This window comes from Castellaniella sp. FW104-7C03 (assembly GCF_040276085.1).
GTDB lineage: Bacteria > Pseudomonadota > Gammaproteobacteria > Burkholderiales > Burkholderiaceae_B > Castellaniella.
In genome coordinates, this window is record NZ_JBELOK010000004.1 from 271,754 (window position 1) to 297,891 (window position 26,138).

At 61.2% G+C, this 26,138-nt stretch carries 25 protein-coding genes; 13 read left to right on the forward strand and 12 right to left on the reverse strand.

The window, feature by feature from the left end; translation table 11 throughout:
• Window positions 1-6 precede the first annotated feature (6 nt).
• Both secB and ABS758_RS06840 read left to right on the forward strand, forming a co-directional pair.
• Window positions 7-510 (forward strand): protein-export chaperone SecB, encoded by a 504-nt coding sequence (gene secB, locus ABS758_RS06835; protein ID WP_350381793.1) that lies wholly within the window; start codon window positions 7-9, stop codon window positions 508-510.
• A gap of 63 nt (window positions 511-573) precedes the next feature.
• On the forward strand, window positions 574-1,608 hold the full coding sequence (locus ABS758_RS06840) for an NAD(P)H-dependent glycerol-3-phosphate dehydrogenase (protein WP_350381792.1): 1,035 nt from the start codon (window positions 574-576) through the stop codon (window positions 1,606-1,608).
• 7 nt (window positions 1,609-1,615) lie between these two features.
• Here ABS758_RS06840 and ABS758_RS06845 read toward each other — a convergent pair whose 3' ends face one another.
• Window positions 1,616-2,086 carry a tRNA (cytidine(34)-2'-O)-methyltransferase gene (locus tag ABS758_RS06845; protein WP_350381791.1) on the reverse strand — a complete coding sequence of 157 codons (471 nt, stop codon included), beginning with the start codon at window positions 2,084-2,086 and terminating at the stop codon, window positions 1,616-1,618.
• An 18-nt stretch (window positions 2,087-2,104) separates the two neighbouring features.
• A complete protein-coding gene (locus tag ABS758_RS06850) occupies window positions 2,105-2,941 on the reverse strand; it encodes a ComFC family protein (RefSeq protein WP_350381790.1) in 837 nt (278 codons plus the stop codon).
• A 52-nt stretch (window positions 2,942-2,993) separates the two neighbouring features.
• Between ABS758_RS06850 and ABS758_RS06855 the strand changes: the two genes are divergently transcribed.
• From ABS758_RS06855 to ABS758_RS06875, 5 genes are all read left to right on the forward strand, one after another.
• Complete coding sequence (locus tag ABS758_RS06855) at window positions 2,994-3,950, forward strand: methyltransferase domain-containing protein (protein WP_350381789.1); 957 nt, start codon at window positions 2,994-2,996, stop codon at window positions 3,948-3,950.
• The gene (rsmB, locus tag ABS758_RS06860) at window positions 3,947-5,263 is read left to right on the forward strand and encodes a 16S rRNA (cytosine(967)-C(5))-methyltransferase RsmB (RefSeq protein ID WP_350381788.1); all 1,317 of its coding nucleotides are present in this window, start codon (window positions 3,947-3,949) and stop codon (window positions 5,261-5,263) included. Before ABS758_RS06855 ends, rsmB begins: the two co-directional genes overlap by 4 nt.
• 95 nt (window positions 5,264-5,358) lie before the next feature.
• A complete protein-coding gene (locus ABS758_RS06865; protein ID WP_350381787.1) occupies window positions 5,359-5,925 on the forward strand; it encodes a DUF4390 domain-containing protein in 567 nt (188 codons plus the stop codon).
• Window positions 5,877-8,252 carry a sensor histidine kinase gene (locus ABS758_RS06870; protein WP_350381786.1) on the forward strand — a complete coding sequence of 792 codons (2,376 nt, stop codon included), beginning with the start codon at window positions 5,877-5,879 and terminating at the stop codon, window positions 8,250-8,252. The genes ABS758_RS06865 and ABS758_RS06870 overlap by 49 nt, the downstream gene beginning before the upstream one ends.
• A gap of 1 nt (window position 8,253) precedes the next feature.
• Complete coding sequence (locus ABS758_RS06875) at window positions 8,254-8,964, forward strand: response regulator (protein ID WP_350381785.1); 711 nt, start codon at window positions 8,254-8,256, stop codon at window positions 8,962-8,964.
• Between the two features lie 15 nt (window positions 8,965-8,979).
• On the opposite strand, the gene fmt is transcribed toward ABS758_RS06875, so the two are convergent.
• Both fmt and def read right to left on the reverse strand, forming a co-directional pair.
• Complete coding sequence (fmt, locus tag ABS758_RS06880; protein ID WP_350381784.1) at window positions 8,980-9,924, reverse strand: methionyl-tRNA formyltransferase; 945 nt, start codon at window positions 9,922-9,924, stop codon at window positions 8,980-8,982.
• Between the two features lie 5 nt (window positions 9,925-9,929).
• Window positions 9,930-10,454 carry a peptide deformylase gene (gene def, locus ABS758_RS06885; protein WP_350381783.1) on the reverse strand — a complete coding sequence of 175 codons (525 nt, stop codon included), beginning with the start codon at window positions 10,452-10,454 and terminating at the stop codon, window positions 9,930-9,932.
• Window positions 10,455-10,574: 120 nt separating this feature from the next.
• Here def and dprA point away from each other — a divergent pair, with 120 nt between their 5' ends.
• From dprA to ABS758_RS06900, 3 genes are all read left to right on the forward strand, one after another.
• Complete coding sequence (gene dprA / locus ABS758_RS06890) at window positions 10,575-11,780, forward strand: DNA-processing protein DprA (protein ID WP_350381782.1); 1,206 nt, start codon at window positions 10,575-10,577, stop codon at window positions 11,778-11,780.
• Between the two features lie 136 nt (window positions 11,781-11,916).
• Complete coding sequence (locus ABS758_RS06895; RefSeq protein WP_350381781.1) at window positions 11,917-12,819, forward strand: hydroxymethylglutaryl-CoA lyase; 903 nt, start codon at window positions 11,917-11,919, stop codon at window positions 12,817-12,819.
• Window positions 12,820-12,828: 9 nt separating this feature from the next.
• Entirely contained in the window at window positions 12,829-13,302 is a 474-nt protein-coding gene (locus tag ABS758_RS06900; protein ID WP_350381780.1) for a hypothetical protein, read from the forward strand.
• Between the two features lie 6 nt (window positions 13,303-13,308).
• Here ABS758_RS06900 and ABS758_RS06905 read toward each other — a convergent pair whose 3' ends face one another.
• The 7 genes from ABS758_RS06905 to ABS758_RS06935 all read right to left on the reverse strand — a co-directional run bounded on the left by ABS758_RS06905 (window position 13,309) and on the right by ABS758_RS06935 (window position 21,760).
• On the reverse strand, window positions 13,309-14,580 hold the full coding sequence (locus tag ABS758_RS06905; RefSeq protein WP_350381779.1) for a phenylacetate--CoA ligase family protein: 1,272 nt from the start codon (window positions 14,578-14,580) through the stop codon (window positions 13,309-13,311).
• Window positions 14,581-14,596: 16 nt separating this feature from the next.
• Complete coding sequence (locus ABS758_RS06910; RefSeq protein ID WP_350381778.1) at window positions 14,597-15,424, reverse strand: ABC transporter ATP-binding protein; 828 nt, start codon at window positions 15,422-15,424, stop codon at window positions 14,597-14,599.
• Between the two features lie 45 nt (window positions 15,425-15,469).
• On the reverse strand, window positions 15,470-16,801 hold the full coding sequence (locus tag ABS758_RS06915) for an ABC transporter substrate-binding protein (protein ID WP_350381777.1): 1,332 nt from the start codon (window positions 16,799-16,801) through the stop codon (window positions 15,470-15,472).
• Window positions 16,802-16,925: 124 nt separating this feature from the next.
• Window positions 16,926-17,987, reverse strand: coding sequence for a branched-chain amino acid ABC transporter permease (locus ABS758_RS06920; RefSeq protein ID WP_350381776.1), 1,062 nt, complete (start codon window positions 17,985-17,987; stop codon window positions 16,926-16,928).
• Between the two features lie 32 nt (window positions 17,988-18,019).
• A complete protein-coding gene (locus ABS758_RS06925) occupies window positions 18,020-18,949 on the reverse strand; it encodes a branched-chain amino acid ABC transporter permease (protein ID WP_350381775.1) in 930 nt (309 codons plus the stop codon).
• Window positions 18,950-18,958: 9 nt separating this feature from the next.
• Complete coding sequence (locus tag ABS758_RS06930; RefSeq protein WP_350382019.1) at window positions 18,959-19,750, reverse strand: ABC transporter ATP-binding protein; 792 nt, start codon at window positions 19,748-19,750, stop codon at window positions 18,959-18,961.
• A gap of 48 nt (window positions 19,751-19,798) precedes the next feature.
• Window positions 19,799-21,760 (reverse strand): AMP-dependent synthetase/ligase, encoded by a 1,962-nt coding sequence (locus ABS758_RS06935; protein ID WP_350381774.1) that lies wholly within the window; start codon window positions 21,758-21,760, stop codon window positions 19,799-19,801.
• Window positions 21,761-21,902: 142 nt separating this feature from the next.
• Between ABS758_RS06935 and ABS758_RS06940 the strand changes: the two genes are divergently transcribed.
• The 3 genes from ABS758_RS06940 to ABS758_RS06950 all read left to right on the forward strand — a co-directional run bounded on the left by ABS758_RS06940 (window position 21,903) and on the right by ABS758_RS06950 (window position 24,953).
• The gene (locus ABS758_RS06940; RefSeq protein ID WP_350381773.1) at window positions 21,903-22,577 is read left to right on the forward strand and encodes a Crp/Fnr family transcriptional regulator; all 675 of its coding nucleotides are present in this window, start codon (window positions 21,903-21,905) and stop codon (window positions 22,575-22,577) included.
• Between the two features lie 112 nt (window positions 22,578-22,689).
• The gene (locus ABS758_RS06945; protein ID WP_350381772.1) at window positions 22,690-23,979 is read left to right on the forward strand and encodes a Glu/Leu/Phe/Val family dehydrogenase; all 1,290 of its coding nucleotides are present in this window, start codon (window positions 22,690-22,692) and stop codon (window positions 23,977-23,979) included.
• Complete coding sequence (locus tag ABS758_RS06950; protein WP_350381771.1) at window positions 23,979-24,953, forward strand: asparaginase; 975 nt, start codon at window positions 23,979-23,981, stop codon at window positions 24,951-24,953. The genes ABS758_RS06945 and ABS758_RS06950 overlap by 1 nt, the downstream gene beginning before the upstream one ends.
• A 90-nt stretch (window positions 24,954-25,043) precedes the next feature.
• Here ABS758_RS06950 and tdh read toward each other — a convergent pair whose 3' ends face one another.
• Window positions 25,044-26,072, reverse strand: a complete 1,029-nt coding sequence (gene tdh / locus ABS758_RS06955; protein ID WP_350381770.1) for an L-threonine 3-dehydrogenase — start codon at window positions 26,070-26,072, stop codon at window positions 25,044-25,046.
• Window positions 26,073-26,138 lie beyond the last annotated feature (66 nt).

Below are 26,138 nucleotides of genomic sequence, written 5' to 3' on the forward strand. Positions count from 1 at the left end.
CCCCACATGTCTGAAGAAAACCAAACCGACGGCCAATCCCCAAGCTTCGGCTTGCAACGTACCTATGTCAAAGACCTCTCTCTCGAGATGCCCAATGCACCGGCAATTTTCCTCGAGCCCGAAGGTCCCACCGTCGAAGTTTCCATCCAGGTGGGTGGCGAACAACTGGCCGAGTCCGTCTTCGAAGCCGTCGTCACGGCAACCGTCACCACCCGCATTGGCGACAAAGTCGTTTACCTGGTCGAGCTCAGCCAGGCGGGCATTTTCGAAGCCGCCAACATCCCGGCCGACCAACTCGACCCCCTGCTGGGCATTGTCTGCCCCACCATGCTTTACCCCTATCTGCGCGCCAATGTGGCCGATGCCATCACGCGCACCTCGCTGCCTCCGCTGCATCTCAGCGAAATGAACTTCCAGGCGCTCTACGAGCAACGCATTGCACAGCAAAACGGCCAACAGGAAAAAGGCGAAGATTCCGGCCTGATCCTCCCCCCGGGCGCGCGCAACTAAGCCAGACCATCCGGCCAGGCCCCTCAGGGCCTGCCAATCAGCGCTACTTATCTGCACACCACCATGTCCACTGTCCGTCTGGCTGTTCTGGGTGCCGGCAACTGGGGTACCGCCTTGGCCGCCCTGGCCAGCCGTCAGGCCGATACTGTGCTGTGGGCCCGAGACCCCGCCACCGCGCAGGGAATACAACAAGCCCACCGCAATCCCCGCTATCTGTCAGACATCGAACTGCCAGTCTCGCTGCGCGCCACGCCGCACTGGGATGACGCGCTGTCCCATGTTCTGGATGCCCCCAAAGGCACTCTGCGCCTGATTGTGCTGGGCGTTCCGATGTCCGGGATGCCGGAAACCTGCCGGCACCTGGCACGCCATTTTCCGGCGCACGCCCCGGGCACCGTGCATCTGCTCTGGACATGCAAGGGGATCAGCCCCGATACCTTGCAGTGGCCGCATCAGATCCTGTGCGACTCACTGGCGCATCTGCCCTGGCTGCATGCCGGCGTGCTCTCAGGCCCCTCGTTTGCCCGCGAAGTGGCGCAGGGGCTTCCCGTGGCACTGACCGTTGCCAGCACCCATGCCGACACCGGCGAGGTTGCCCAGGCGGCGTTTCACGGCAATCAGGCACGCATCTACACCACCCGTGACATCATCGGGGTTGAGGCGGGTGGCGCGCTAAAAAACGTCATGGCCATCGCCTGTGGGATCAGCGACGGCCTGCAGCTGGGCACCAACGCCCGGGCGGCCCTCATCACCCGCGGCCTGGCAGAAATCCAGCGCCTGGGGGTTTCGTTGGGCGGGCGCGCAGCAACTTTTACCGGCCTGACCGGCCTGGGCGATCTGGTGCTAACTGCAACGGGCGATCTTTCGCGCAACCGGCAAGTGGGCGTTGCCCTGGGACAAGGGCATTCCTTGCAAAGCATCCTGGCCAACGGGATGACCGCAGAAGGCGTACGCTGCGCACAGGCCGCCCTGGCATTGGGGAGACGCCACAATGTGGATCTGCCCATCACGGACGCCGTGTGCCAGGTACTGTTTGCCAACCTGCCCCCCCATCAGGCCGTGGCCAGGCTATTGGCCCGCGACGCACGCCCCGAATAAACGCGCCTTACACACCGCCTTCATATCCAGCCTGACGCCAGGCTTCAAAAACGGTAACCGCCACAGCATTGGATAAATTGATGCTGCGCTGTTGCGGGCGCATGGGCAGCCGGATCCGCTGCCCGGCAGGAAACAGTGCCATCTGTTCTTCAGACAAGCCGGCCGTCTCGCGGCCAAACACAAACACATCGCCCGGCTGCAGCGGCTGCTGGCCGATCAGCACCGAACCGCGGGTGGTGAGTGCAAAGCGGCGGGCGGGGTCGCCACCGATGTGGTCAAAGGCCTGTGCCAGCGTATCGTGCACCTGCATTTGCGCCCATTCGTGATAATCCAGGCCGGCCCGGCGCATCTTCGCATCATCCAGCGGAAACCCCAGGGGGCGAACCAGGTGCAAAAAAGTGCCAGTGTTGGCGGTAAGGCGAATGATATTACCGGTATTGGGCGGGATCTCCGGTTCGACCAGCACGACGTGAAACATAGGGTCTCAGAAAAAGTGTCATTGTAGATCTGGCGTGGGGCCCGACCCGAGGGGCTGGCAAACCGTGCGCGCCAGCACCCAACCGTCTACCCGCGCAGCACCCGCCGTCTTCAGGGTGTCAGCCACGGCCTGCAATGTGGCGCCAGTGGTCATTACATCGTCCACCACGACAACGTAGGCATCCGCCAAAAGAGGCTGATTGCCCGCCCGTAAGCAGCCAGGCCGCCACAGAACAGGCGCCGCCTTCAGCCGCACGGGAGGATCTTCGCCAGCAGCAAACACACCGGCCTGGGCGCGCAGGCGCTGAGCGCGATTCATTGAGGCCTGCCGCGGGCGCACCTGCACGCGCCGCAAGCCATCGAGGTGGCAACGGAGGCCAAACTCGCGCGCCAGCCGGCGTGCAATTTCTGCGGGCGGGCTGAACCCACGGGTACGCACGGCAGTGGCATGAGCAGGCACCGGCACAATCCAGTCCGGCAAGCGGGCATCCGCACCCGCTTGCCGGACTGCCTGCGCCAGCATATCCGCCAGAAGCCGGGTCAGCGACAGACGGGCGCACACTTTGTAGTCGTGGACCAGTTGACGCCCGATACCTGCATAATCAAACGCCGTGATCACGCGTGTGTAGGCAGGCGGCGTTGCCGGGCAATCCGGGCAACGGCCCGCCATAAGCGGATGGGTGCACACCGGGCAGCGAGGCACATGACGGTGCGCAAACAGGCCGGCGGCACACGCCTGACATATCCCCTGCCCGGCCTGCCGTACCCCACAGGCCGGGCATTCTGCCGGAATCCACTGCCGCCAGTCGCGCCAGTTGGCCAGATGCCGCATAATGTCACCTTCGATTTTTGCCATTGCCGCCATCTCACCACAGAAGGCAGCGCCGCATTGCCGGCCTTGACCCTTTATGCCACAGCTTCCCCGTCTTCCCATCGACCCCACGGCCGTGTCGCGCCAGTTTGCCCGGCGCGCGCCACTGGATGCCGCGCAGTTCCTGTTTGGCGAGATCGCCCAACGCATGCTGCGCCGGCTCAGCTATATCCGTATCGCACCCCACGACATCCTGGATGCCGGTTGCGGGGCCGCTCACGCACTGGATCCCTTAAGGGCCCGCTACCCCGACTTGCATTACATCGGCCAGGATCACTGCGCTGCCTTGCTGGATACCGCCCGTGCCCGCTACCTCAGCAAGCCGGGGTTCTGGCACCGGCTGCGCAACAAGCCCACGCCACAACCCGAGTTCATCGAGTCCGATCTGGCCGAAACCGGCCTGGCCGACCAAAGCCTGGACCTGGTGTGGTCCAATCTGGCCCTGCATTGGCATGCCGAACCCCACCTGGTGCTGCAAGAATGGCGCCGGATACTGCGCAATGACGCACTGGCCATGTATTCGAGCCTGGGGCCAGGATCCCTGCGCGAGCTGCGTGACGCCGTGGCCGAGGCGGGGCTGGACACCCGGCCCATGGAATTCGTGGACATGCACGATTTTGGCGACCTGATGCTGCAAGTGGGATTTGCCGACCCCGTCATGGATCAGGAAGTCATCACTCTTACCTACAAAACCGCAGAAAAGCTGCTGGACGACGTCCATATACTGGGCGGCAACCCCCACGCGCAGCGGCGTGCCGGCCTGGCCGGCCGAGCTTGGCGTGCACGCCTCATCAAGGCACTCGAGCGGCGCCGCCACGACGATGGCACCATTCATCTGAGCCTTGAGGTTGCCTACGGGCACGCCTGGCGTGTTCAGGCCCGGCGTGGGGTGGTGGGCGAGATCCCTGTCACGGTCTTCAAACGCGCCAACCCCCTTGAAGACGGCAAACCACCACCACGTGTGGTGCCCCGCAAGCCGGACGAACCCGCATGAACCCCCGCAGCATCGGGCTGGCACAGCAGTTGCTGGCTGCCGCCCGGGCCATCTGCGGTGTGCTCGAAGGCCGCTCGCTCTCCGACACCCTCGAGCGCACACCCGCCGATCTTCGCCCGGCAGCACAGGCACTCTCGTTTCACGCCATGCGCCAGCTGGGCTTCGCTCAGGCGGCGCAGGCTTCACTGGTACCCCGGCGCCCGGCCAATCGTCTCACTGAAGCGATGTTGCTGCTGGGGCTTTGCCTGCTGGAAGCCCGCCTGCGCGAGGATGAGGGTCAAAGCCAGGCGCCCGGCACACCTCTGTATGCGGAGCATACTTTGGTCAATCAACTCGTGCAGGCAGCAGCCGCTGATCGCCATACCCGCCCGGCCAAAAACATGATCAACGCCGTGTTGCGCCGCTATGGCCGCGAGCGCAACACCCTGCTGGCGCAGATTCAATCACAGGGGCCCGCACGCTGGAACCACCCCGATTGGTGGATTCAGGCCATGCAGCAGGCCTGGCCTGAGCACTGGCAGGCAATCCTGCAATCGGGCGAGTGCCCACCCCCCATGACCCTGCGCGTCAATACCCGCCAGATTTCCCGAACAGACTTCCTGGCCCGCCTGACCCAGGCGGAGATTGCCGCCCACCCGGTGGGCACATCCGGTGTCCAGCTGGCGCAACCACGTCCGGTTCGCGAGATCCCTGGTTTTACTGAGGGCTGGTGGTCGGTTCAGGATATCTCTGCGCAGCAGGCGGGCGAACTGCTGCCCTTGCAAGACGGCATGCGCGTTCTGGACGCCTGTGCCGCTCCCGGTGGCAAGACGGCCCACCTGCTGGAGCGTGCCCGTCTGGAGCTGACTGCACTGGATAGCGATGCCACACGCCTGGCACGTGTGAACGAGAACCTGCAACGATTGCAGCTTCTGGACAATGCTGTCAGCCTGCAATGCGCAGACGCGGCCGACCCCGCCGCCTGGTGGGATGGCCAGCCCTACGATGTCATTTTGGCGGACGTGCCCTGCACCGCATCGGGTGTGGTGCGCCGCCACCCGGATATCCGCTGGCTGCGGCGCGCGACAGACCTCAAGCAAACCGCTGCCCTTCAGGCGCGCATTATCGATGCCTTATGGCCATTGCTCAAACCCGGCGGCCATCTGCTGTATGCCACCTGCTCGGTTTTCCCGCAAGAAGGCGAACAACAGATCCAGGCATTCATGACACGCCACCCCGAGGCCCTGCGGCTGCCCGCCCCCGGACACATGCTGCCCAGGCTTGCAGACACCGGAGACGGCTTCTTTTATGCCCTGATCCGCAAGCCCGCCTGAGCCTGGCACGAGGCACCAGAAGCAGGCCAACTTGCGCTTGCGCCCCGTGTCATCAACAATACGCCATCGTCTGCCTCATTTCGTCCGGCCTTTGCATGCTTCGTTCCCTGATCGTCCTGACGTTCTGCCTGCTGACCCTCCTGCCAGCGGCATACGGCCGCGAGGCGCACGTGATGCACGTACAGCCCACAGCGCCGCAGGGGCAACTGATGCTGGACGTGGATATCGACTTCACCCTGAGCAGCGAGCTTCATGACGCTGCCCAAAAGGGCGTCCCGCTGTATTTCACGGTGGATCTCAACATTCTGCAGCCACGCTGGTGGTGGATTGATAAATCCGTGGTCAGCACGCAGCAAACCTGGCGCATCCAATACAACGCACTTACCCGCCAATGGCACGTCACCGTGGGTCAACGCTCCTTGCCCGCCACATCGCTGGATGAAGCGCTCGACCTCGTACGGCACATCCGCCAGTGGCCCGTAGGCGCTCCACACAGCCTTCAGCCAGGCATCCAATACATCGGCCAGATCCGGCTGCGTCTGGATACCTCCCGTCTGGCCCGCCCGTTTCAGGTAGATGCGCTTAACAGCAATGCCTGGTCCCTGAACACACCATGGAAAAACTTCGCATTTTCTCTTATCGACGATACGCCCCACGACTGACGCGCTGGGCGCTACGCGTTACCCTGCTGGTGGCCGCCGTTAGCGCGGTTGCACTGCTGGGCCTGTTGGTCTGGTCGACAGGCAATGCGTCACGATATGCCCAGCAATACGATGTGCTGCTGCTGCTCAATGGCGTGCTGGCGGTTGCCCTGATCTCGTGGGTGGCCATGTTGTCGGTACGCCTGATCCGCCAGGTCAGGCGCCGCCAGTTTGGCGCCCGGATGACGGCCCGGTTTACTCTGTATTTCACCCTGATCGGGATCTTGCCCGGCCTCATCATCTACGTCCTTTCCGTGCAATTCATGTCACGATCCATTGAATCCTGGTTCAATGTCCGCGTTGACAGCGCTCTGGAAGCCGGTCTCAATCTGGGCCGGGCGGCACTGGATGCACAACTGGCTGAGCTCAGCGGCCGCGCCCACAACATGGGCACCCGGCTTGCCAATACCAGCGATCCCGAGATTGCCCTGCTGATCACCTCGCTGCGCGAATCCAACGGTATCGACGAAGCCATGGTCTTTACTGGCAACGGCCGGCTGGTAGCGTTTTCTTCCACCGCCTTTGGCCAACTGCTGCCCGATCTGCCGCCCAGCAGCGTGATGAACCAGCTGCGGGTCTCTCAAGGGTATTCGGCAGCCGAATCCGACGTCAAACCTGGCTCTGGCCCCACCAGCACAGGACTGCACCTTCGGGTAGTGATACCCCTGGGGTCCAACACGGATCGTCTGGGCACCGCCATGGGCCTGGGCAGCGACTCACGCTGGCTGCAAGTCATCCAGGCGGTGCCCGAACGCATTGCACACAACGCCAACCAGGTACAACAAGGGTTTCAGGATTATCAAGAACTTGCCCTGTCGCGCCTGGGCCTGCGCAAGCTGTATGGCATCACGCTCACGCTAGCCCTGATTCTGGCTGTTTTTGCGGCCGTGGTTGTGGCACTGGCGGTTTCGCGACGCCTGGTCAGGCCGCTGCTGACGCTGGCGTCAGGCACACAAGCCGTGGGGGTGGGCGATTACCGGCCATTGCCTGAGCCCCCGGCCCGCGATGAAGTCGGGCAACTCACCCGATCCTTCAATGCCATGACGCGCCAGCTGGACGAGGCACGGGGGATGGTCGACCGCCACCGGCGTCAACTTGAACAAAGCAATCTGTACCTTGAATCGGTACTCAGCAATCTGTCTTCGGGCGTGCTGGTGTTTGATCACAGCTTTCGCCTGACGCTGTTTAACCAGGGGGCGCAGTCCATCCTGCATATCGATCTGCGTACCTGTCAGGGGCGTCCGCTGGAAACCGTGGACGGTGCGCTGGCGCTTGCGCAGCTTATCCGGCAGGCGTTTGCGGCCCACGAAGCGGTTGAATCCACACGTCCCTACTGGCAGCAGCAATTCGAAATCGAGCTTCAGGAAGCGCCGGACAACGAACGCAAGAAACACATCATCGCCTTGCTGGCACGCGGCACACGGCTGGTGATGGACGGACACGAAGATGGTTATCTGGTGGTGTTTGACGACATCAGCGAGGTAATCTCGGCCAGCCGCACGGTGGCGTGGGGCGAGGTTGCACGGCGCCTGGCCCACGAAATCAAAAACCCGCTCACCCCGATTCAGTTGTCGGCCGAACGCCTGGCCATGAAACTGAGCGACCGCCTGAACCCCGAGGACGCGGCGATGCTGCAGCGATCCACCCAGACAATCGTCAATCAGGTAGCCTCCCTCAAACGCATGGTGGATGATTTCCGCGAATACGCCCGCACCCCACCAGCCCAGATGCAGGACATCGACCTCAATGCATTACTGATCGACGTGCTCACGCTGTACGGCTGGGATCCCGATCATCCCGACCGCACTCGCTCAGGCCTGCACATCGACGCGCACCTGGCAGAGACCCTCCCGGTGATCATGGGTGATCCGGCCCAACTGCGGCAAGTGATCCACAACCTGCTGGCCAATGCCCGGGATGCCGCCCAAAGCCACGTGGGCAAAGAGCAAGCAGAATTGCGCGTACAAACGCGTGCCATCCACCCGGAAGACACCAGTCGCCCGCCACAGGTGCGCCTCACAGTGTCTGATAACGGCCCTGGATTCGCCCCCGAAGTGCTGCACCGGGTGTTCGAGCCCTATGTCACCACCAAGGCAACCGGCACGGGCCTGGGGCTGGCGATCGTCAAGAAAATTGTCGAAGAACATGGCGCCCAGGTGGATATTTCCAACCGCACCGAAGGCGGCGCCCGCATCTCGATCCTGTTCTCGCGGCTGGCCGCCGGCACAGCACGGCTGGACGTCAGGGATCAGGCACAGGATAATAGTCACAATACACAGGCGAGGTAATATGGCCAGAATTCTGGTGGTCGACGACGAAATTGGTATCCGCGAGCTGCTGTCCGAAATCCTCTACGACGAAGGACACACAGTCGAGCTCGCCGAAAACGCCGCCCAAGCGCGTGATTTCCGCCTGCGTCAGCGTCCTGATCTGGTTCTACTGGATATCTGGATGCCGGACATCGATGGCGTCAGCCTGCTTAAAGAGTGGTCCAGCCAAGGTCTGCTCAATATGCCGGTCATCATGATGAGCGGCCATGCCACTGTCGATACCGCAGTCGAAGCCACGCGCATCGGGGCTGTCGATTTTCTCGAAAAGCCCATCACCCTGCAAAAGCTGCTTAAAACCGTGGCGGCAGGCCTGGCGCGGCCAGTCATCCCCGAATCCATGCGCACCCGCACCGAGCGCCCGGTGATTCCGGATCCGGTGTTTACACAAACACCGGCGATCAATGGCGGTGCGGCCACTACTGCGGCGGCTCAGGCAGCCCCCGTGATGGCAGCGGCCCCCGACGACTCACACGTGGGCCCCATCACCCTCGACCAACCCCTGCGTGAAGCCCGCGACGAGTTTGAGCGCATTTATTTCGAATATCACCTGCTGCACGAAAATCACAGCATGACACGTGTCTCCGAGCGCACCGGCCTCGAGCGCACTCACCTGTACCGCAAGTTGAAGCAGCTGGGGATCGACACGTCCCGAAAAAAATCCGGCAGTTAAGGCTTTGTTTGGCCTTTAATCGGGCCGATACGACTGCACAAACACACTCACAGGCTGTCGCCGCCCACCGGGCTTTTGCAACTCGGTAATGCGCAAAACGCCGTCGCCAGTGGCCATATCGATGCCCTCGGGGGCCACCGACAACAAAGTGCCGGGTGCCTCGTTTTGGGCAAGCGTCACGGCATGTGCCGCCCATACCTTGACAGGCTGATCAATCCCCGGCAAAGCCAGTGTGGTGCCCGGAAAAGGATCGAAGGCCCGGATACGCTGCGCCAGCATGTGGGCCGGCAAAGAAAAATCCAGCACAGACTCTGATTTTTGCAGTTTCCCGGCATACGTAATGCCATCTGCCGGTTGTGGCACCGGGGCAGGCGCACGCCCCGCGGCCACCTGATCAAGCACCTGCAGGATTGCCTGGGCACCCATGTGCGCCAGGGCATCATGCAAGCTGGCGCCGGTATCATCCGGCCCGATAGGGCGGGAGGTCTGCAACAGCATCGCCCCGGTATCCAGGCCCGCATCCATCTGCATGATCGTGATGCCGGTGGCAGCATCACCGGATTCTATTGCCCGCTGAATCGGCGCCGCGCCGCGCCACCGGGGCAGCAGGCTGGCATGAATATTGAGGCAACCATAGCGAGGAAGATCCAGCACCCACTGAGGCAGGATCAAGCCATACGCAGCCACCACCATCACATCGGGCGCCCACCCGGCCAGTGTCGCCTGAGCCTCGCCGGCCTCGTCCGGATACTTGCCATCCAGACGCAAGCTGCGGGGCTGCAGCACTGGAATACCGGCCTCTTGGGCGGCCAGCTTGACGGGACTGGCCTGAAGCTTCATCCCCCGGCCAGAGGGACGATCGGGTTGGGTAAGCACCCCCACCACAGAATGCCCGGCCCGGATAATGGCCAAAAGTGCCTGTTGCGCGAAATGCGGGGTACCTGCAAACACCAACCGCATGGGTTTTATACTCCTGCCGCTTCGCGCTGCGCCTCGCGCTGCTGCTTGCGCAGACGCGTACGGATGCGGTTTTGCTTCAGCACAGACAGGTACTCGACAAACACCTTGCCCAAGAGGTGATCAAGCTCGTGCTGGACACACACGGCCAACAGGCCATCTGCGTCGAACTCGTAGGGTTCGCCCTGGGTATTGAGGGCACGCACGTGGATCCGGGCGGCGCGCTGGACTTCGTCGTAAACCCCCGGCACCGACAGGCAGCCTTCTTCGTAGGTTTGAAGTTCATCGCTTTTCCAGGTGATTTCCGGGTTGATCAGCACATGGAGATCGTTGCCTTCTTCGGAGATATCGATAACAACGACACGCTCATGGACATCCACCTGAGTGGCAGCCAAGCCCACGCCGGGCGCTGCGTACATGGTTTCTGCCATGTCATTGACCAGTTGGCGGATGCGATCGTCGACCTGCCCGACCGGCGCCGCCACAGTGTGCAGCCGGGGATCGGGATATTTGAGAATAGGAAGCAAAGCCATATCGATTGCCTGATTCTGTAATGCCTAAAGCTCTATCATAAAACATGTTTTCCGCTCTCACTGCCGTGTGAATGTCCCACAGGCACTGATGGGGTATCAAAATCATGGCACACTGCCAGCATGCCCATCCTCCTGGAAGACACCGAACTGCGGGCCTGGATCCGCCTGACACTAGAACCCGATCTGGGGGCCGGACGCATCCATCGGCTTTTATCGGTGTTCAGCCTGCCACATAACATCTACACGGCCTCCACCAGCAACCTGGCCAGATACCTCGACCCAGGGCTGGCGGCGCGGCTGCGCCAGGCGCCCGCGGCCAATTTGCAGCAAACCATCGACGACACCGTCCGTTGGCTGGATCACCCGCAACACCACCTACTGACGCTGGCCGACCCACTCTACCCGGCCACACTGCTGCAACTGGAGGATTCGCCACCTGTGCTCTATGCCCATGGCCAGCTCTCAGTGCTGGCCCGACCCATGCTGGCCATTGTGGGCGCACGCAGTGCCACCCCCGAGGGCGAACGCAATGCTCACGATTTTGCCGAGTATCTGGCCCGACATGGCTGGTGCGTGGTCAGCGGGCTGGCAGCTGGCATCGACGGCGCCGCACATCGGGGGGCACTGGCTGCGGGGCCAGGCAAGGGCAGCACGCTGGCCATCTTGGGCACGGGGATAGACCGCGTGTATCCTGCCAGCCATCGCGCACTGGCGCACGAAATTACCGGGCAAGGCCTGATGCTGTCGGAGTTTCCGTTAGGCACCCAGGGGCTGAAATATCATTTTCCCCGGCGCAATCGTCTAGTGGCTGCGTTGGGCCAGGGGGTACTGGTGGTCGAGGCGGCCACACACAGCGGCTCGCTGATCACGGCACGGCTGGCGGGCGAACTCGGACGCGAGGTTTTTGCAATTCCCGGCTCCATTCACTCTCCCTTGTCCAAGGGCTGCCACGCACTGATCCGCCAGGGCGCCAAGCTGGTGGAATCCGGCCAGGACATTCTCGAAGAACTCTCCCAGACATCCTTGTCCGGCATACCGGCGGCCAGTTCTTCAAGGGCAGATACGCCAGCTTCAATCAGCCAGACACTCACACAAACCGGCGCATCGGGCTCTTCGACAAATACTCCTTCGCCGCCGGCTACCGACACCGCGCCCGATCCAGACACCGAAGTTCTGCTGCGTGCCCTGGGCTACGAGCCCAAAAACATCGACGCGCTGCAAGCCCACACCCAATGGCCACTCGACCACCTCACGGGCCAGCTCACCTTGCTGGAAATGCGAGGCCTGCTGTCACGCCTGCCTGACGGGCGTTATCAGCGGCGCTGATGACACTCCGGTTGCCACTGCCCACTGGCTTCCAGGCCAGGGCCCCTGCCTCCCCTTATTTGTCTCCCCAGCCAAACCCACGCCGCGCTATGATGGAGGGTTCAATCCTCCACCGACACAGGTACCCCCGCCTACCATGACCGAACACATCAAAATCGTCGAAGTCGGGCCACGCGACGGCCTGCAAAACGAAAAGCAGTTTGTCGACACAGCCATCAAGGCCGAGCTCATCAATCGCCTGGCGGCTGCTGGCTTTGCCAACATCGAAGCAGTTTCATTTGTTTCGCCCAAATGGGTGCCGCAGATGGCTGATGGTGCGGACGTGATGGCTGCGGTGCAACGCAAGCCCGGTACGCTGTATTCGGCCCTGGTGCCCAATATGCGCGGGCTCGAGGGTGCGCTGGCCGCACACATGGATGAAGTCGTCATCTTCGGCGCCGCCAGCGAGGCCTTTTCACAGCGCAACATCAATTGCTCGATCGCCGAATCCATCGCCCGCTTCGAGCCTGTGGCACAAGAAGCCAAACGGGCGGGTTTGCGTTTGCGCGGCAGCATCAGCTGTGCGCTCGGGTGCCCCTATCAAGGCGAAACCCCCATCTCTGCCGTTGTAGATGTTGCCCAGCGTTTTCTGGCCTTGGGTTGCGACGAAATCGACGTCGCGGACACCATCGGCGTGGGCACCGCCGCCCAGGTTAAGCGCGTCATGCAAGCAGTTGGCCAGGTTGCCGATCTGGGTACACAGGTATCCGGGCATTTTCACGACACCTACGGCCAGGCGCTGGCCAACATTTTGGCTGCTCTCGAATGTGGCGTGCGCATTTTCCATAGCTCAGTGGCCGGGCTGGGCGGTTGTCCCTATGCCAAAGGCGCCACCGGCAATGTGGCCTCCGAAGATGTCCTGTACCTGTTAAACGGCCAGGGCCTGCATACAGGCGTCGATCTCGATGCCGTGGTTGATATCGGCAGCTGGATCTCCGAAAAAATTGGCCGCACCACCGCCAGCCGGGCCGGCCGCGCCCTGGCACTCAAAAAATCCTGATTCCTGTTTATGTCACCCTTTGACCGTCCGACCCCTGAAGAACACGCCGAACTCCTCTCGCAGATCGGCCCCCTGCCCTTGCGCGGCCGTGCCTGGCCGCGATGGATCGCCGGTGTTGCATGGCTGATCATGGCCGTGATTGCGTTTCGTTTATTTGTGGTGCTCGGGCAAGCGGCCGAGCTCAACCTTCCCTGGACGGTCTGGCTAAGCCTGCTGGTGTGCTTTGCCGCGCTGCTATGGATGAGCTGGCACATGTGGACATCCGAAACCGAGATCTCCGACTGGGGCATCCGCCAAACCTGGATTTCGCGGCGTGAAGTTCCTTGGTCGGAGATCCAGTCTACAAAGTTCATCCCCTTGTTTGCATCCAAAAAGCTGGTGTGCTTTGTGCAAAAAGGCCGGCCGATGGTGTTTCAGGCCGGCAATCCGCAGTTGCAGTCGGCATTTGCACGCATCAGCCTGGTGTATCGCAAGAAAATATAGCGCGGCTTAATCGTAGCTGCGGACGTCTTCGATCACTTTGCCATCATTGGCCAGGCTGCCCGCCGGGACAACATCCACTACGGCGCGCAGCTTGGTTTGGTCGCGGACGGTTTCAGCAACCTGTTCAAGATCCAGACCTTCGCCCGACTCGACCTTCAGCGTCATGATGTCGTGCCCCATCTCGCCCGAAACCACCAGCCGGGCCCGATGAATGACCGGATGGCGCTCGAGTACCCGGGCGATTTGCTCGGGGTGGACAAACATCCCGCGCACCTTGGTGGTTTGATCCGCCCGCCCCATCCAGCCCTTGATCCGGACATTGGTGCGCCCGCATGCCGACACGCCCGGCATGATCGCGGAGAGGTCTCCGGTGCCAAATCGCACCAGTGGGTAATCCGGGTTGAAGGTAGTCACCACGACTTCGCCCACCTCGCCGGCTGCGACAGGCTGGCTGGTGCCGGGGCGGACAATTTCAAGAATGATGTCTTCGTTGAGGATCAAGCCGTCCCGGGCATCGGACTCGAAGGCCACCATGCCGAGATCTGCGCTGCCATAGGCCTGAAAACCCTGTATGCCGCGGTCGTGAAACCAGGCCTGCAACGAGGGCGGATAGGCTTCACCCGAAAACAGGGCCCGGCGCAAGGTTGGCAAGCCCACCCCCATTTCGTCGGCTTTCTCAAGGATGATGCGCAAGAAACTAGGTGTGCCGGTGTAAGCCTGTGGAGCCAGATCGGCCATCACACGCACCTGCTGCTCGGTCTGGCCCACTCCGCCGGGAAATACGGTGCAGCCCAGCGCATGCGCGGCCGTTTCCATCATCGAGCCTGCAGGAGTGAAATGATAAGAAAAGCAGTTATGCACGAGATCGCCCGCACGCACACCCGCTGCATGCAAGGCACGCGCAAAGCCCCAATAATCGGGCCTGGCGGACTCGGGCTCGTAGATGGGGCCGGGCGAGGCAAATACGCGCCGGGCAACCCCCCAGCCAATGGTGGATACACCACCAAATACGCGGATGCGTTCGGCATCCGCAGACTGCGTATGCCGTGCCATACGCGCGGCATGCTGAATCTGCAAAAGCTCGGACTTGCGCAAAACAGGCACGCCAGCCAACGCTTCGCGTGTAGTCAGCCCGGAGAGATCATGCCCCTGCAGCTGCTTTGCAATGGCAGGCGCCCTGGCCTGAGCTGCAACCAGTACATCAGGTAGCCGCTGAAAGAGGCTGCGCTCGCGGTCTTCAGCGGACTGCGTCTCGCGCGCATCAAAGTAAGCCTGCATGCCTTCCCCCTGTGTGTCAGGCCAGCCAGCGCTTGCGCCGGCGATAAAATTTGGTTTCGCGGAAACTGGTGCGGCCAGATCCCGACACGCCCAGATAAAACTCTTTGACGTCTTCGTTTTCGGCAAGTGCACGGGCAGCACCATCCATCATGACGCGGCCGTTCTCGAGGATGTAGCCGTAATCGGCATACCGCAGGGCCACGTTGGTGTTTTGTTCGGCCAGCAAAAAGCTCACACCCTCGCGCTGGTTGAGATCTCGTACGATCTCGAAGATTTCTTCGACAATTTGCGGCGCCAACCCCATCGAGGGCTCATCCAGCAAAATCAGGCGCGGATCCGCCATCAGTGCCCGACCAACGGCCGCCATCTGCTGCTCGCCGCCGGAGGTATACCCTGCCTGGCTTTTACGGCGCTGCTTCAGGCGCGGAAAATACTGATATACGCGCTCGAGTGCCACATTAAGATCGGCGCGCCCCAGCTGGCGGGTATAGGCGCCGGTCAGCAGGTTTTCTTCGATGCTCAGGTGCGCAAAGCAATGCCGGCCTTCCATTACCTGCACCACTCCGCGCTGGACGAGATCGGCAGGAGACAAAGACTCGATACGCTCGCCACGATAAACGATGCTGCCTTTGGTGACTTCACCGCGCTCGCCACGCAGCAGATTGGAGATTGCCCGCAATGTGGTGGTCTTGCCTGCGCCGTTGGCACCCAGCAGTGCCACAATCCGACCCTCGGGCACGCTGAGCGACACGCCTTTTAGCACCAGAATGACATGGTTATAGATGACTTCTATACCATTGACATCCAGCAACAGTGCGGGCTCTGGGGCCTGTACGCTTTCCATAATCCTGTCTCCAGGGGGCCGGGGGATACCCGGCCCCGGTCTTGCTTACTCGGCTGCGCAGTCGCGCACGGGCAGTTTCTTCTCGGCGGCGTATTTCTCGCCCAGAGATTGCACCAGGGGTTTGATGAACTTGGGATCAGACTGATACCAGTCGGACACAACGTTGAACTTCTTGCCATCCCACTGAATGATGCGGGACCAATCGGTGCCCATGTGGTTTTCGCAGGTGGTCTTCACAGGACGCATCAACTTGGCAAAGCCCAGTTTCTCGAGCTTGGCTTCATCAAGATTGAGGTTCTCGTAGCCCCAGCGCACCTGTTCCGGCGTCATCGCCTTGCCCTTGCCAAATTTCTCCTGGGCTGTGCGGATGGCTTCGACTTGCAACATCGAAATCATCATGCCGCGCGTGTAGGCAATCGAGCCGAAGGTTTTGCCGTCTTTGTCGGCTCCTTCGCCCTTGTCGTACACATATTTCTTGACATCGTCGTGCACACGGCCGTGCTCGGCACTGTTCTGGATGGTGATGCCCCGATAGCCCTTGGCTGTATCGCCGAGATCCGCCACATCGGTTTCAGAGCTGGCCCACCAGATGCCATACATTTTGTCGCGCGGGAAGCCCACGGACTGTGCTTCGCGAATGGCGGTGGGTGTCATGATGCCCGCGCTTTGCAGCAACACGAAATCTGGCCGGTTTTTACGAATCTGCAACCAAGTGGACTTTTGCTCGACTCCAGGAGCAGCCACCGGGTAGGTTTGCAGCTCGAAGCCATTGGCCTTGGCCCGTGCCTCAAGCAGTGGGATCGGCTCTTTGCCAAAGGGTGAGTCGTGGTAGACCAGCGCAATTTTCTTGCCCTTGAGCTTGTCTTCGCCACCCAGGTTCTTGGCGATGTCCTGGATCATGGAATCGTAGGCTGTCCAGTAGTTGCCCAGCAGCGGGAAATTCCATTTAAAGACGCGGCCATCCGCAGATTGCGACAAACCATAGCCGACAGAGATCACCGAGCGGCCATCAACCATGGCTTTGTCGGTGACGGCAAAGGTAATGCCGGTAGATTGCGTATCAAAGCCGGTGGCACCACCAAATTTGTCTTTGAGGCGCTCGTAGCATTCGACACCCTTGTCAGTGGAATAGCCGGTTTCACACTCTTCAAAGATGATCTTTACGCCATTGACGCCGCCATCCCGGGCATTGATCATTTTCAGGTAATCAATCTTGCCGTTGGCCCATGGGATCCCCAGCGGCGCAAACGAGCCCGTGCGGTAGACAAACAAGGGGATGAAATTTTCTTCGGCTGCCTGCGCGGTACTGGCAACACCCACCAGACCGGCTGCAACCATCACGACCGCAGCCGTGGCTTTGGTGAATACATGCTTCATCTGTAGCTCCTCCTGGTGCTAACGGCACCTTTTTAATTGAGCGCATCCAGATGGATGCCGCCCGGGATAACACCACCCGGCCATGCGCGGGGCAAGGGCCAAAGCCCAGCCCCATGCCGTACGCCTAGTGGGGAAATGGCCAGATCCTTAGCTTCTCCTTGCCAATACTCCATAGTCTGGCCAGACCATGTGGCTCCACGATCAGAAAAAACACGATCAAAAAGCCAAACACCATGTGTTCGATGTGCGCAGCGATATCCACCGGGATGGACAAGCCCAGGGCATGAGGGACGTTGGTAAGCAGCACCGGCACCAGCACCATGAAAGCCGCCCCAAAGAAACTGCCGATGATGGAACCCAGCCCGCCGATGATGATGATGAACAGCAGTTGCAACGAGCGGTTGAGGTCGAAGGCCAAGGGCTCCCAGGAGCCCAGATGGATATAGGCCCACAGGGCGCCCGCCACGCCGATAATGAAAGAGCTGACGGCAAAGGCGGTGAGCTTGGCATACACCGGCCGGATACCGATCACGGCTGCGGCCACGTCCATGTCGCGGATGGCCATCCATTGCCGGCCAATGGCGCCGCGCACAAGGTTTTTGGCCAACAGGCCGATGACCACCACAAAGCCCAGCACAAAAAGATACTTTTGCACTGGCGAGACCACGGGCAGGCCGAAAAAATCGAGCGCCGGTACAGAGACATTGCCTGAGGTGGAATAATTGGTGAAATAACCAATCCGCAAGAAGGCCCAATCCATAAAAAACTGTGCGGCCAGCGTGGTGACGGCGAGATACAAGCCACGGATCCGCAAACTGGGCACACCAAAGACCACACCAGCCAGCGTGGCAAATACACCACCTAGCAAAATCTGAACCACCAGGGGGAGATCGAGGCGGACACCGAAATTCCAGGCGGCATAGGCGCCCACCGCCATGAAAGCCCCCGAGCCGATGGAAATCTGCCCGCAGTACCCCACCAGGATGTTCAGCCCGACCGCTGCCAGCGACAAAATGAGGAAGGGAATCAGGATGGCCTGCAGCCAGTACTCGGATGCCACCGCAGGCACGACGACAAAGGCCAGCAATGTGAGCATTGCGATAAACCAGCGGTCCTGGCGGATCGGAAAAATCTGCTGATCCGAGCGGTAGCTGCTCTTGAACTGGCCGTTTTCACGATAAAACATGGATGTGGTCTCCCCCGTGGGCTCTGACGCGGTCAGACGCGGTCGATGATTTTTTCGCCAAACAGGCCCTGCGGACGAAACAGCAGGAACACCAGCGACAGCATGTAGGCGAACCAGATTTCGATCCCGCCCCCAACAAACGGCCCGAGATAAACCTCGGATACTTTCTCGCCCACCCCGATGATGAGCCCGCCCACAATGGCGCCAGGCACGGAGGTAAGCCCGCCCAGAATCACCACCGGCAAGGCCCGCAAGGCGGCCGTCGAGAGGGTGAACTGCACGCCAAATTGAGATCCCCAGACAATGCCGGTAACCAGCGCCACCAGCCCGGCAACCGTCCAGACCACCACCCAGATGCGGTTGAGCGGAATGCCCACCGACTGCGCGGCCTGGTGATCATCGGCCACGGCGCGCAGCGCCCGCCCCACCGTGGTGTACTGAAAGAAGAACGCCAGCACGGCCACCAGCACGGCGGCAATCACGGCGGCAGTGAGGTCTTCGAGACTGACCAGCACACCGCCCTCAAAGACACTGTCGAGGATGAAAATCGGATCTTTGGGCATGCCGACATCGATGGAGTACACCGAACTGCCAAACATGATCTGGCCAATGCCGTCGAGGAAATAACTGATGCCGATGGTGGCCATCAACAAGGTGGTGGCTTCTTGATTGACCAGATACCGTAACACCCAGCGCTCGACCAACACGGCAATCAGCCACATAAACCCTGCGCTGAGCACAAACGCGAGGATATTGGCCAAAATCAGGGACTCTCCGCCCAGCCAGCCATCAATCCATCCTGACAACCGTGCCATCGCCAGCGCGGCGATCAGCACCATCGCACCCTGGGCAAAGTTGAATACCCCCGAGGCCTTGAAGATCAGCACAAAGCCCAAGGCCACCAGGGCATACAGCATGCCGCTCATCAGGCCGCCAATCACAGTTTCAAGAAAGAATCCCATGGTGTTCCCTTAGTGGCTGGTGCCCAGGTAGGCGCTGATGACTTCCGGGTTGCTGCGCACCTGCTCAGGCGTGCCATCGCCGATCTTGCGGCCGTAATCCAGCACCACGACTCGATCGGAAATATCCATGACGACCCCCATGTCGTGTTCGATCAGCACAATGGTGGTACCGAATTCGTCGTTGACGTCGAGGATATAGCGGCTCATGTCCTGCTTTTCTTCCATGTTCATGCCGGCCATGGGTTCGTCAAGCAGCAGGATGCGGGGCTCCATCGCCAGGGCGCGGCCCAGATCCACCCGTTTTTGCAGGCCGTAGGGAAGGCGCCCCACCGGTGTTTTGCGGTAGGCCTGGATTTCGAGGAAATCGATGATGTTTTCGACAAATGTACGGTGTTCGATCTCTTCGCGCTCGGCGGATCCCAGGTGAAACGCCTGGGCCAACACCCCGCTTTTCATGCGCAGATTGCGCCCCGTCATGATGTTGTCGAGCACGCTCATGCCCTTGAACAAGGCAAGGTTCTGGAAAGTACGGGCAATGCCCATTTCGGCGGCGCGGCGCGGGCTCATCCGCGTAAATTGCTGGTCTTGCAGCAGGATGCGGCCTTGTTGAGGGGTATAGACGCCGTTGATGACATTGAGCATCGAGCTTTTACCCGCGCCGTTGGGCCCGATGATGGCGCGGATCTCGTGCTCGCGAACATCAAAGGAGATATCCGTCAGTGCCTTGACCCCGCCAAAGGACAGCGAGATGTTCTGGAGATCGAGAATCACGGGCCCGATCTGATCGGCGCGGGCCGCCATGCCCGACACGGCAGGATCCAGCAGGGTATCGGTGGTGGGTGAAGACATTCAGGCTACCTTTTTGAGGGGTTCTGGGGCCACCACAGCGGCCGGTTCTATGCGCAGGTTGGCCGAAATACGCCCAACCCGGCCATCTTCGAACTTGACCTCGGTTTCGATGTATTGGCGCTCGCGCCCCTCAAAGAGGGCCTCAACCAGCACTTCATATTTTTGAGCGATAAACGCCCGACGCACTTTGCGGGTGCGGGTCAGCTCGTCGTCATCGGGATCCAGCTCTTTGTGCAGGATCAGAAAACGCGCCACCTGTGAGGCCGCCATTTTGGGATCCTGGGAGAGGTCGCGATTTACCTGCTCGACACACTCGCGGATGACGCCGTAGACCTCGTCCTTGGAGGCAAGATCGGTGTAGCCGGCATAAGGCAGGCCGCGGCGCTCGGCCCAGTTGCCCACGGCTTCGAGATCGATGTTGATGAAGGCGCAGACCTCCGGGCGATCGGCTCCAAAAACCACGACTTCTTTGATGAAGGGGAAAAACTTGAGCTTGTTCTCGATGTACTTGGGGGCAAACAGACTGCCATCAGCCAGGCGGCCCACATCCTTGGCGCGATCGATGATCTTGAGCTGGCCGTCGGTATCGAGGTAACCGGCATCCCCGGTGTGATACCAGCCGTCTTTGGTGTAGGACTCGGCCGTGGCGGCGTCGTTGCGGTAATAGCCGGTAAACAGCCCGGGGCTGCGCAGCTGGATTTCGCCGTTATCGGCTACCCGGATCTCTACACCTTCGCAGGGCGGGCCGACGGTGTCGTCGCGCACCTGCCCGTTGGCCTGCACGCATACAAACACAGAGGTTTCTGTCGACCCATACAGCTGTTTGAGATTGATGCCGATAGAGCGGTAGAACACGAAGAGATCGGGGCCGATGGCTTCGCCGGCTGTATAGGCCACCCGGACGCGGCTCATGCCCAGGGTATTGCGCAGCGGCCCGTACACCAGCAGATCGCCCAATGCGTACTTGAAGCGATCCCAGGCGCCGACAGTGCCATCCTTGTCCAGCACATGGGCCCCCACCCGCCGGGCCAGGCCCATGGCACGATGAAACAGCCAGCGCTTGAAGCGGCCGGCGTCTTCCATGCGGATCATGACATGCGTGAGCAGGCCTTCGAGTACGCGAGGGGGTGCAAAATAATATGTGGGCCCGATGTCCCGCATGTCGATGGCGACGGTTTCGGGAGACTCGGGGTGATTGACGGTGAACCCTGTGGTGAGTACCTGGGTATAGGAGAACATGTTCTGGCCAATCCAGGCCGGTGGCAAATAGGCCAGCACGTCTTCGCGGTCGGTGAGGCCCTCGAAGCGCTCGATGGCGCGTGCGCGGTCGATCAGGGCATAGTGGCTGAGCACCACCCCCTTGGGCTTGCCCGTGGTGCCAGAGGTGTAAAACATGGCGGCGGTATCCTGGGGGCCAATGGCCGCCATCCGCTGATTGATCGCATCGGGGTGGGCAGCGGTATGCTGATCGCCACGCTGCAGCAGGGTTTCCCAGGACAGCAGCCGCGGATCCTGATAATGGCGCAGGCCGCGCGGATCGTCGTAGACCAACGCACGGATGGCCGGACAGCGGTCGGAGACCTCGATCATTTTGTCGAGCTGTTCTTGGTCTTCGACCACCACCACACCGATTTCGGCATCTTGCAGGACATAGGCCATCTCTTCGGCCACAGCATCCTGGTACAGGGGCACAGGGATCGCACCCAGGCACTGGGTAGCCATCATGGCCATGTACAGGCGTGGACGGTTTTCTCCTACCACACCCACGTGCTCGCCAGCCGCCACGCCCAGGTCTGCCAGCCCGGCTGCCACGCGCAGGACTTCGTCGGCCACCTGTTTCCAGGTAAGTGTCTGCCAGATACCGAGGTCTTTTTCGCGAATGGCCGGACGGTGGCCACGCACGGCGGCATGATGCATCAACAAGGCGGGGAAAGTTACCGCCGCGGCGGATTCCTGTACCATGATGTCTCCTTGGACTGACGTGGACAACCACGCCAAGTACTGCATGGGGCGCCTCTCTCGGGCGGTGCAACTAAGGTACAGGGCACGCACAGGCGCAACTGTCACACATATGACATTCACACATGATCTAGGGTAATTCCCCATGAACCTGTCAGAGTCTTTGCAGCAGCATGCTGCTTGGTTCGACCTCCTGGACGATGCCCAGCAAGCCCGGGTGGTTCAGGACACCACAGTCGCACAGGTGGATGCCGGCACCATCGTCGAGCACAAAGGCGTTGTGGCCGGCGCCTGGATTGGTGTGCTGGATGGCTTGATCAAGGTTTCCGTGGGCAACGCCGACGGCAAACTGGCCTCACTGACGGGCGTGCCGGCAGGTGGCTGGATCGGTGAAGGATCGCTGCTGAAACGCGAGGCCCGCAAGTACGACATTATTGCGCTGCGACACAGCACCATTGCACGGCTGCGTGCGGATACCTTCAATTGGTTGCTCGATAACAGCATCCTGTTCAACCGCTTTTTGCTGCATCAGCTCAATGAGCGCGTGGCCCAGTTTATTGGCAAGGCCGAGCACGACCGACTGCTGGCCCCGGATGGCCGGGTGGCACGCTGCCTGGCCGAGCTCTTCAACCCCCTGCTGTACCCCGGCAATTCAACACGCCTGGACATCACCCAAGAAGAAATCGGCTATCTGGCCCGTATTTCGCGCCAGCGCACCAACCAGGCGCTTCGTACCCTGGAAGCCGCCGGGCTCCTGAAAATCGAGTACGGTGCCGTCCAGGTACTTAACCTCGATGGCCTGAAGCACTACGAAATCTAAGCCGCAAACCCCTTTGATCACCGACAGGCCTGCCACAGAATCAAACGTGGCACTAAAATGGTGACGGTTGCATGTCCTTGTCAATTTTGAACTCATAAAAAAGGCTGTACTCATGGCTGACTCTCACACCCATACCTTACCCTCCTACATGGATGCCGCTCATCCGGGCCCATGGGGCATCTATCTAGAGCAGGTAGACCGGGTGACTCCCTATCTGGGCAACCTGGCCCGGTGGGTTGAAACACTCAAACGTCCCAAACGCATCCTGATTGTCGATGTGCCTGTCGAACTCGACAACGGCGAGATCGCGCACTTTGAAGGCTATCGCGTACAACACAACACCTCGCGCGGGCCTGGCAAGGGTGGCGTGCGGTTTCACCAGGATGTCACGCTCTCCGAAGTCATGGCCCTGTCGGCCTGGATGTCGGTGAAATCAGCTGCAGTCAACCTGCCCTTTGGCGGTGCCAAGGGTGGCATCCGCATCGACCCCCGCCAACACTCGCAATCCGAGCTCGAGCGCATCACACGCCGCTACACCAGCGAAATCCACGACATCATCGGGCCTGCCAAAGATATCCCCGCACCTGACGTCAACACCAACGGCCAGATCATGGCCTGGATGATGGACACCTACTCGATGAACGAGGGGCGCACCACCACCGGCGTGGTCACAGGCAAACCGGTGTCGCTGGGCGGCAGCCTGGGGCGCGTCGAAGCCACCGGCCGCGGCGTATACGTCATCGCCTGCGAAGCCGCCCGAGAATCCGGCATCGACATCAAAGGCGCCCGTGTCGCCATCCAGGGTTTTGGTAATGTGGGTGGCACCGCAGCCCGGCTGTTTCATGATGCCGGCGCCCTGGTGGTAGCCGTCTACGACCACACCGGCATCGTCTACGACGAGCGCGGCCTGAACATCCCCGGCCTGATCGACCACGTGCACGAAACCGGCGGCATTGCCGGCACCCCTGGCTGCCAGACACTTAGCCCCACCGAGTTCTGGTCGCTCGAAACCGACATCCTGATCCCGGCAGCCCTCGAGGGCCAGATCACGCGCGACAACGCCGACCTGATCCACACACGCATTCTGGTTGAAGGCGCCAACGGCCCAACCACCCCCGAAGCCGATGACATCATCTCGGCCAAGGGCACGATTATCGTGCCTGATGTGGTGGCCAACGCCGGCGGGGTCACAGTCAGCTACTTCGAGTGGGTACAGGATTTCTCCAGCTTCTTCTGGACAGAGCAGGAAATCAACCACCGCCTCGAAGCCATGATGCGTGCCGCCTACAGTGCAATGTCGGGCGTTGCCCGTCAGCACGGGGTATCGCTGCGCACAGCAGCCTTTATCGTTGCCTGCACGCGTATCCTCGAAGCCCGCCAGGTGCGCGGCCTGTACCCCTGATGGCCCGTCTGCTGCTGATCGGCACCGGCGGCACCATTGCCGCCACCACCGATGCCCATCGCCTGACCGATTACCAGGTTACCGAGGGCATCGAATCCATGCTGGCCGCCATCCCGGGGGCCAGCCGGATTGCCGATATCCGCTGCGAGCAACCCTTCAATCTCGACAGCCGGGCATTACGCACGGCTGACATCCTGCAACTGGCCCGCCGTATCGGGCAGGCCAGCCGAGATCCCTCCATCGATGGCATTGTCATCACCCATGGCACCGACAGCCTCGAAGAAACCGCCTTTTTTCTGCATCTCACCACCCCACCGGACAAGCCCGTGGTTCTGGTGGGTGCCATGCGTCCGGCTTCTGCACCCAGCGCCGACGGGCCGCTTAATTTGCTAAATGCCCTGCGGGTTGCCGCGCATTCGGATAGCACCGGCCGGGGCGTGCTTGTCGTGTTTAACGACAATATCCTTGCCGCACGGCTGTGCACCAAGCAGCACACCAGCCGCACCGATGCCTTTGGGCACGACGGGCTTGGGGTACTGGGCCATGTGTGTGATGGCCAGGTACGCTATCACCTGGCTGCGGCACCCATGCCCCCGCACCTGCTGTTTTCGGTGCGTGGCCTGCGTGCGCTACCTGCGGTAGACATCCTTTACGATTACCAGGATGCCCCGCTGCACGTCTATCAAGCCGCCGTGCAGGCCAAAGTACAGGGCATCGTGGTTGCCGGCATGGGCAATGGCAGCCTTAGCCCAGCCGCCTTGCGGGGCTGCCGGCTGGCCATCAATCGCGGCGTGGTGTGCGTGCGCGCCAGCCGTGTGCCGCGCGGCAGTGTCACGCCAAAAGCGTCGGATGCCACCGACGGCCTGCTGGCCGCCCATGATCTCAACCCGCTGCAAACCCGTGTTGCCCTGCGGCTGGCATTAGCCAGAGGGATGGATCACACCAGCATCGGCCAGTTGCTGCAGGCGCTATAAGCCTGCAAGCACACGCCAGTGCCACCCGTTGCCCGCTTGTGGCTGGCCATCCAGGCCTGGCCTGGTCTGGCCACACACATAAAATACAGGCTAGGCCGCCCAATCAAGAATGACTTTGCCACTTTGGCCCGAGAGCATGGCTTCAAAGCCCTGGCGATAGTCGTCCACTGGAAACTGGTGCGTGAGGATGGGAGACAGATCCAGGCCGCTTTGCAGCATGGCCACCATCTTGTACCAGGTTTCAAACATCTGGCGGCCATAAATGCCCTTGATTTCCAGACCCTTGAAGATCACCTGGCTCCAGGCGGCACCCACGCCATCCGGCAAGATACCAAGCATGGCAATCCTGCCGCCGTGATTCATTTGTTCGAGCATGGAGGCAAAGGCGCTGGGCACCCCTGACATCTCCAGACCCACGTCGAAGCCTTCTGCCATGCCCAGCTGCTGCATCACAGACCGCAAATCTTCGCGCGCCACATTGACGGTGCGGCTGGCGCCCATCCGGGCGGCGAGGTCCAGGCGATAGTCGTTCACGTCGGTGATCACGACATTGCGGGCACCCACGTGACGCGCGATGGCTGCCGCCATGGCACCAATCGGACCCGCGCCGGTGATCAGCACGTCTTCACCCACGAGATCAAACGCCAGCGCCGTGTGCGTTGCATTGCCGTAGGGATCAAAAATGGCGGCAAGATCGTCTGGGACGTCGTCGGGGATGCGAAACGCATTAAAGGCGGGAATCACCAGATACTCGGCAAATGCGCCCGGACGGTTGACGCCGACGCCCTGCGTATTGCGGCACAGATGGCGCCGCCCCGCACGGCAGTTTCGGCAATGCCCGCACGTAATGTGGCCTTCGCCGGACACGCGATCGCCGATATGAAAGCCCTGAACCTCCTGGCCGACGCCAACCACCTCGCCCACGTACTCGTGCCCCACATGCATGGGCACGGGGATTGTTTTGGCCGCCCACTCATCCCATTTCCAGATATGGATATCCGTCCCGCAAATGGCTGTCTTGCGAATCTTGATCAACAGATCATTGTGACCCATGACAGGCTTGGGCACATCGACCATCTCCAGCCCGGGGCCTGCCTGCATCTTGGCCAACGCTTTCATGAAAGCTCCAGAAAAAATTGAATGCCAGCAGGTCATCTGCCGGCAAATCCTGCAAATATGCGATGC

What these genes read in the sequence shown, in the direction of transcription:
- def (WP_350381783.1), bottom strand. Translation starts at nt 10,454, where the DNA reads ATGGCTTTGCTTCCTATTCTCAAATATCCCGATCCCCGGCTGCACACT.
- ABS758_RS06915 (WP_350381777.1), bottom strand. Translation starts at nt 16,801, where the DNA reads ATGAAGCATGTATTCACCAAAGCCACGGCTGCGGTCGTGATGGTTGCA.
- ABS758_RS06920 (WP_350381776.1), bottom strand. Translation starts at nt 17,987, where the DNA reads ATGTTTTATCGTGAAAACGGCCAGTTCAAGAGCAGCTACCGCTCGGAT.
- ABS758_RS06850 (WP_350381790.1), bottom strand. Translation starts at nt 2,941, where the DNA reads ATGGCAAAAATCGAAGGTGACATTATGCGGCATCTGGCCAACTGGCGC.
- ABS758_RS06910 (WP_350381778.1), bottom strand. Translation starts at nt 15,424, where the DNA reads ATGGAAAGCGTACAGGCCCCAGAGCCCGCACTGTTGCTGGATGTCAAT.
- ABS758_RS06855 (WP_350381789.1), top strand. Translation starts at nt 2,994, where the DNA reads ATGCCACAGCTTCCCCGTCTTCCCATCGACCCCACGGCCGTGTCGCGC.
- ABS758_RS06950 (WP_350381771.1), top strand. Translation starts at nt 23,979, where the DNA reads ATGGCCCGTCTGCTGCTGATCGGCACCGGCGGCACCATTGCCGCCACC.
- dprA (WP_350381782.1), top strand. Translation starts at nt 10,575, where the DNA reads ATGCCCATCCTCCTGGAAGACACCGAACTGCGGGCCTGGATCCGCCTG.
- ABS758_RS06870 (WP_350381786.1), top strand. Translation starts at nt 5,877, where the DNA reads ATGGAAAAACTTCGCATTTTCTCTTATCGACGATACGCCCCACGACTG.
- rsmB (WP_350381788.1), top strand. Translation starts at nt 3,947, where the DNA reads ATGAACCCCCGCAGCATCGGGCTGGCACAGCAGTTGCTGGCTGCCGCC.
- ABS758_RS06865 (WP_350381787.1), top strand. Translation starts at nt 5,359, where the DNA reads ATGCTTCGTTCCCTGATCGTCCTGACGTTCTGCCTGCTGACCCTCCTG.
- ABS758_RS06840 (WP_350381792.1), top strand. Translation starts at nt 574, where the DNA reads ATGTCCACTGTCCGTCTGGCTGTTCTGGGTGCCGGCAACTGGGGTACC.
- fmt (WP_350381784.1), bottom strand. Translation starts at nt 9,924, where the DNA reads ATGCGGTTGGTGTTTGCAGGTACCCCGCATTTCGCGCAACAGGCACTT.
- ABS758_RS06935 (WP_350381774.1), bottom strand. Translation starts at nt 21,760, where the DNA reads ATGGTACAGGAATCCGCCGCGGCGGTAACTTTCCCCGCCTTGTTGATG.
- secB (WP_350381793.1), top strand. Translation starts at nt 7, where the DNA reads ATGTCTGAAGAAAACCAAACCGACGGCCAATCCCCAAGCTTCGGCTTG.
- ABS758_RS06945 (WP_350381772.1), top strand. Translation starts at nt 22,690, where the DNA reads ATGGCTGACTCTCACACCCATACCTTACCCTCCTACATGGATGCCGCT.
- ABS758_RS06905 (WP_350381779.1), bottom strand. Translation starts at nt 14,580, where the DNA reads ATGCAGGCTTACTTTGATGCGCGCGAGACGCAGTCCGCTGAAGACCGC.
- ABS758_RS06895 (WP_350381781.1), top strand. Translation starts at nt 11,917, where the DNA reads ATGACCGAACACATCAAAATCGTCGAAGTCGGGCCACGCGACGGCCTG.
- ABS758_RS06900 (WP_350381780.1), top strand. Translation starts at nt 12,829, where the DNA reads ATGTCACCCTTTGACCGTCCGACCCCTGAAGAACACGCCGAACTCCTC.
- ABS758_RS06940 (WP_350381773.1), top strand. Translation starts at nt 21,903, where the DNA reads ATGAACCTGTCAGAGTCTTTGCAGCAGCATGCTGCTTGGTTCGACCTC.
- ABS758_RS06925 (WP_350381775.1), bottom strand. Translation starts at nt 18,949, where the DNA reads ATGGGATTCTTTCTTGAAACTGTGATTGGCGGCCTGATGAGCGGCATG.
- ABS758_RS06875 (WP_350381785.1), top strand. Translation starts at nt 8,254, where the DNA reads ATGGCCAGAATTCTGGTGGTCGACGACGAAATTGGTATCCGCGAGCTG.
- ABS758_RS06930 (WP_350382019.1), bottom strand. Translation starts at nt 19,750, where the DNA reads ATGGCGGCCCGCGCCGATCAGATCGGGCCCGTGATTCTCGATCTCCAG.
- tdh (WP_350381770.1), bottom strand. Translation starts at nt 26,072, where the DNA reads ATGAAAGCGTTGGCCAAGATGCAGGCAGGCCCCGGGCTGGAGATGGTC.
- ABS758_RS06845 (WP_350381791.1), bottom strand. Translation starts at nt 2,086, where the DNA reads ATGTTTCACGTCGTGCTGGTCGAACCGGAGATCCCGCCCAATACCGGT.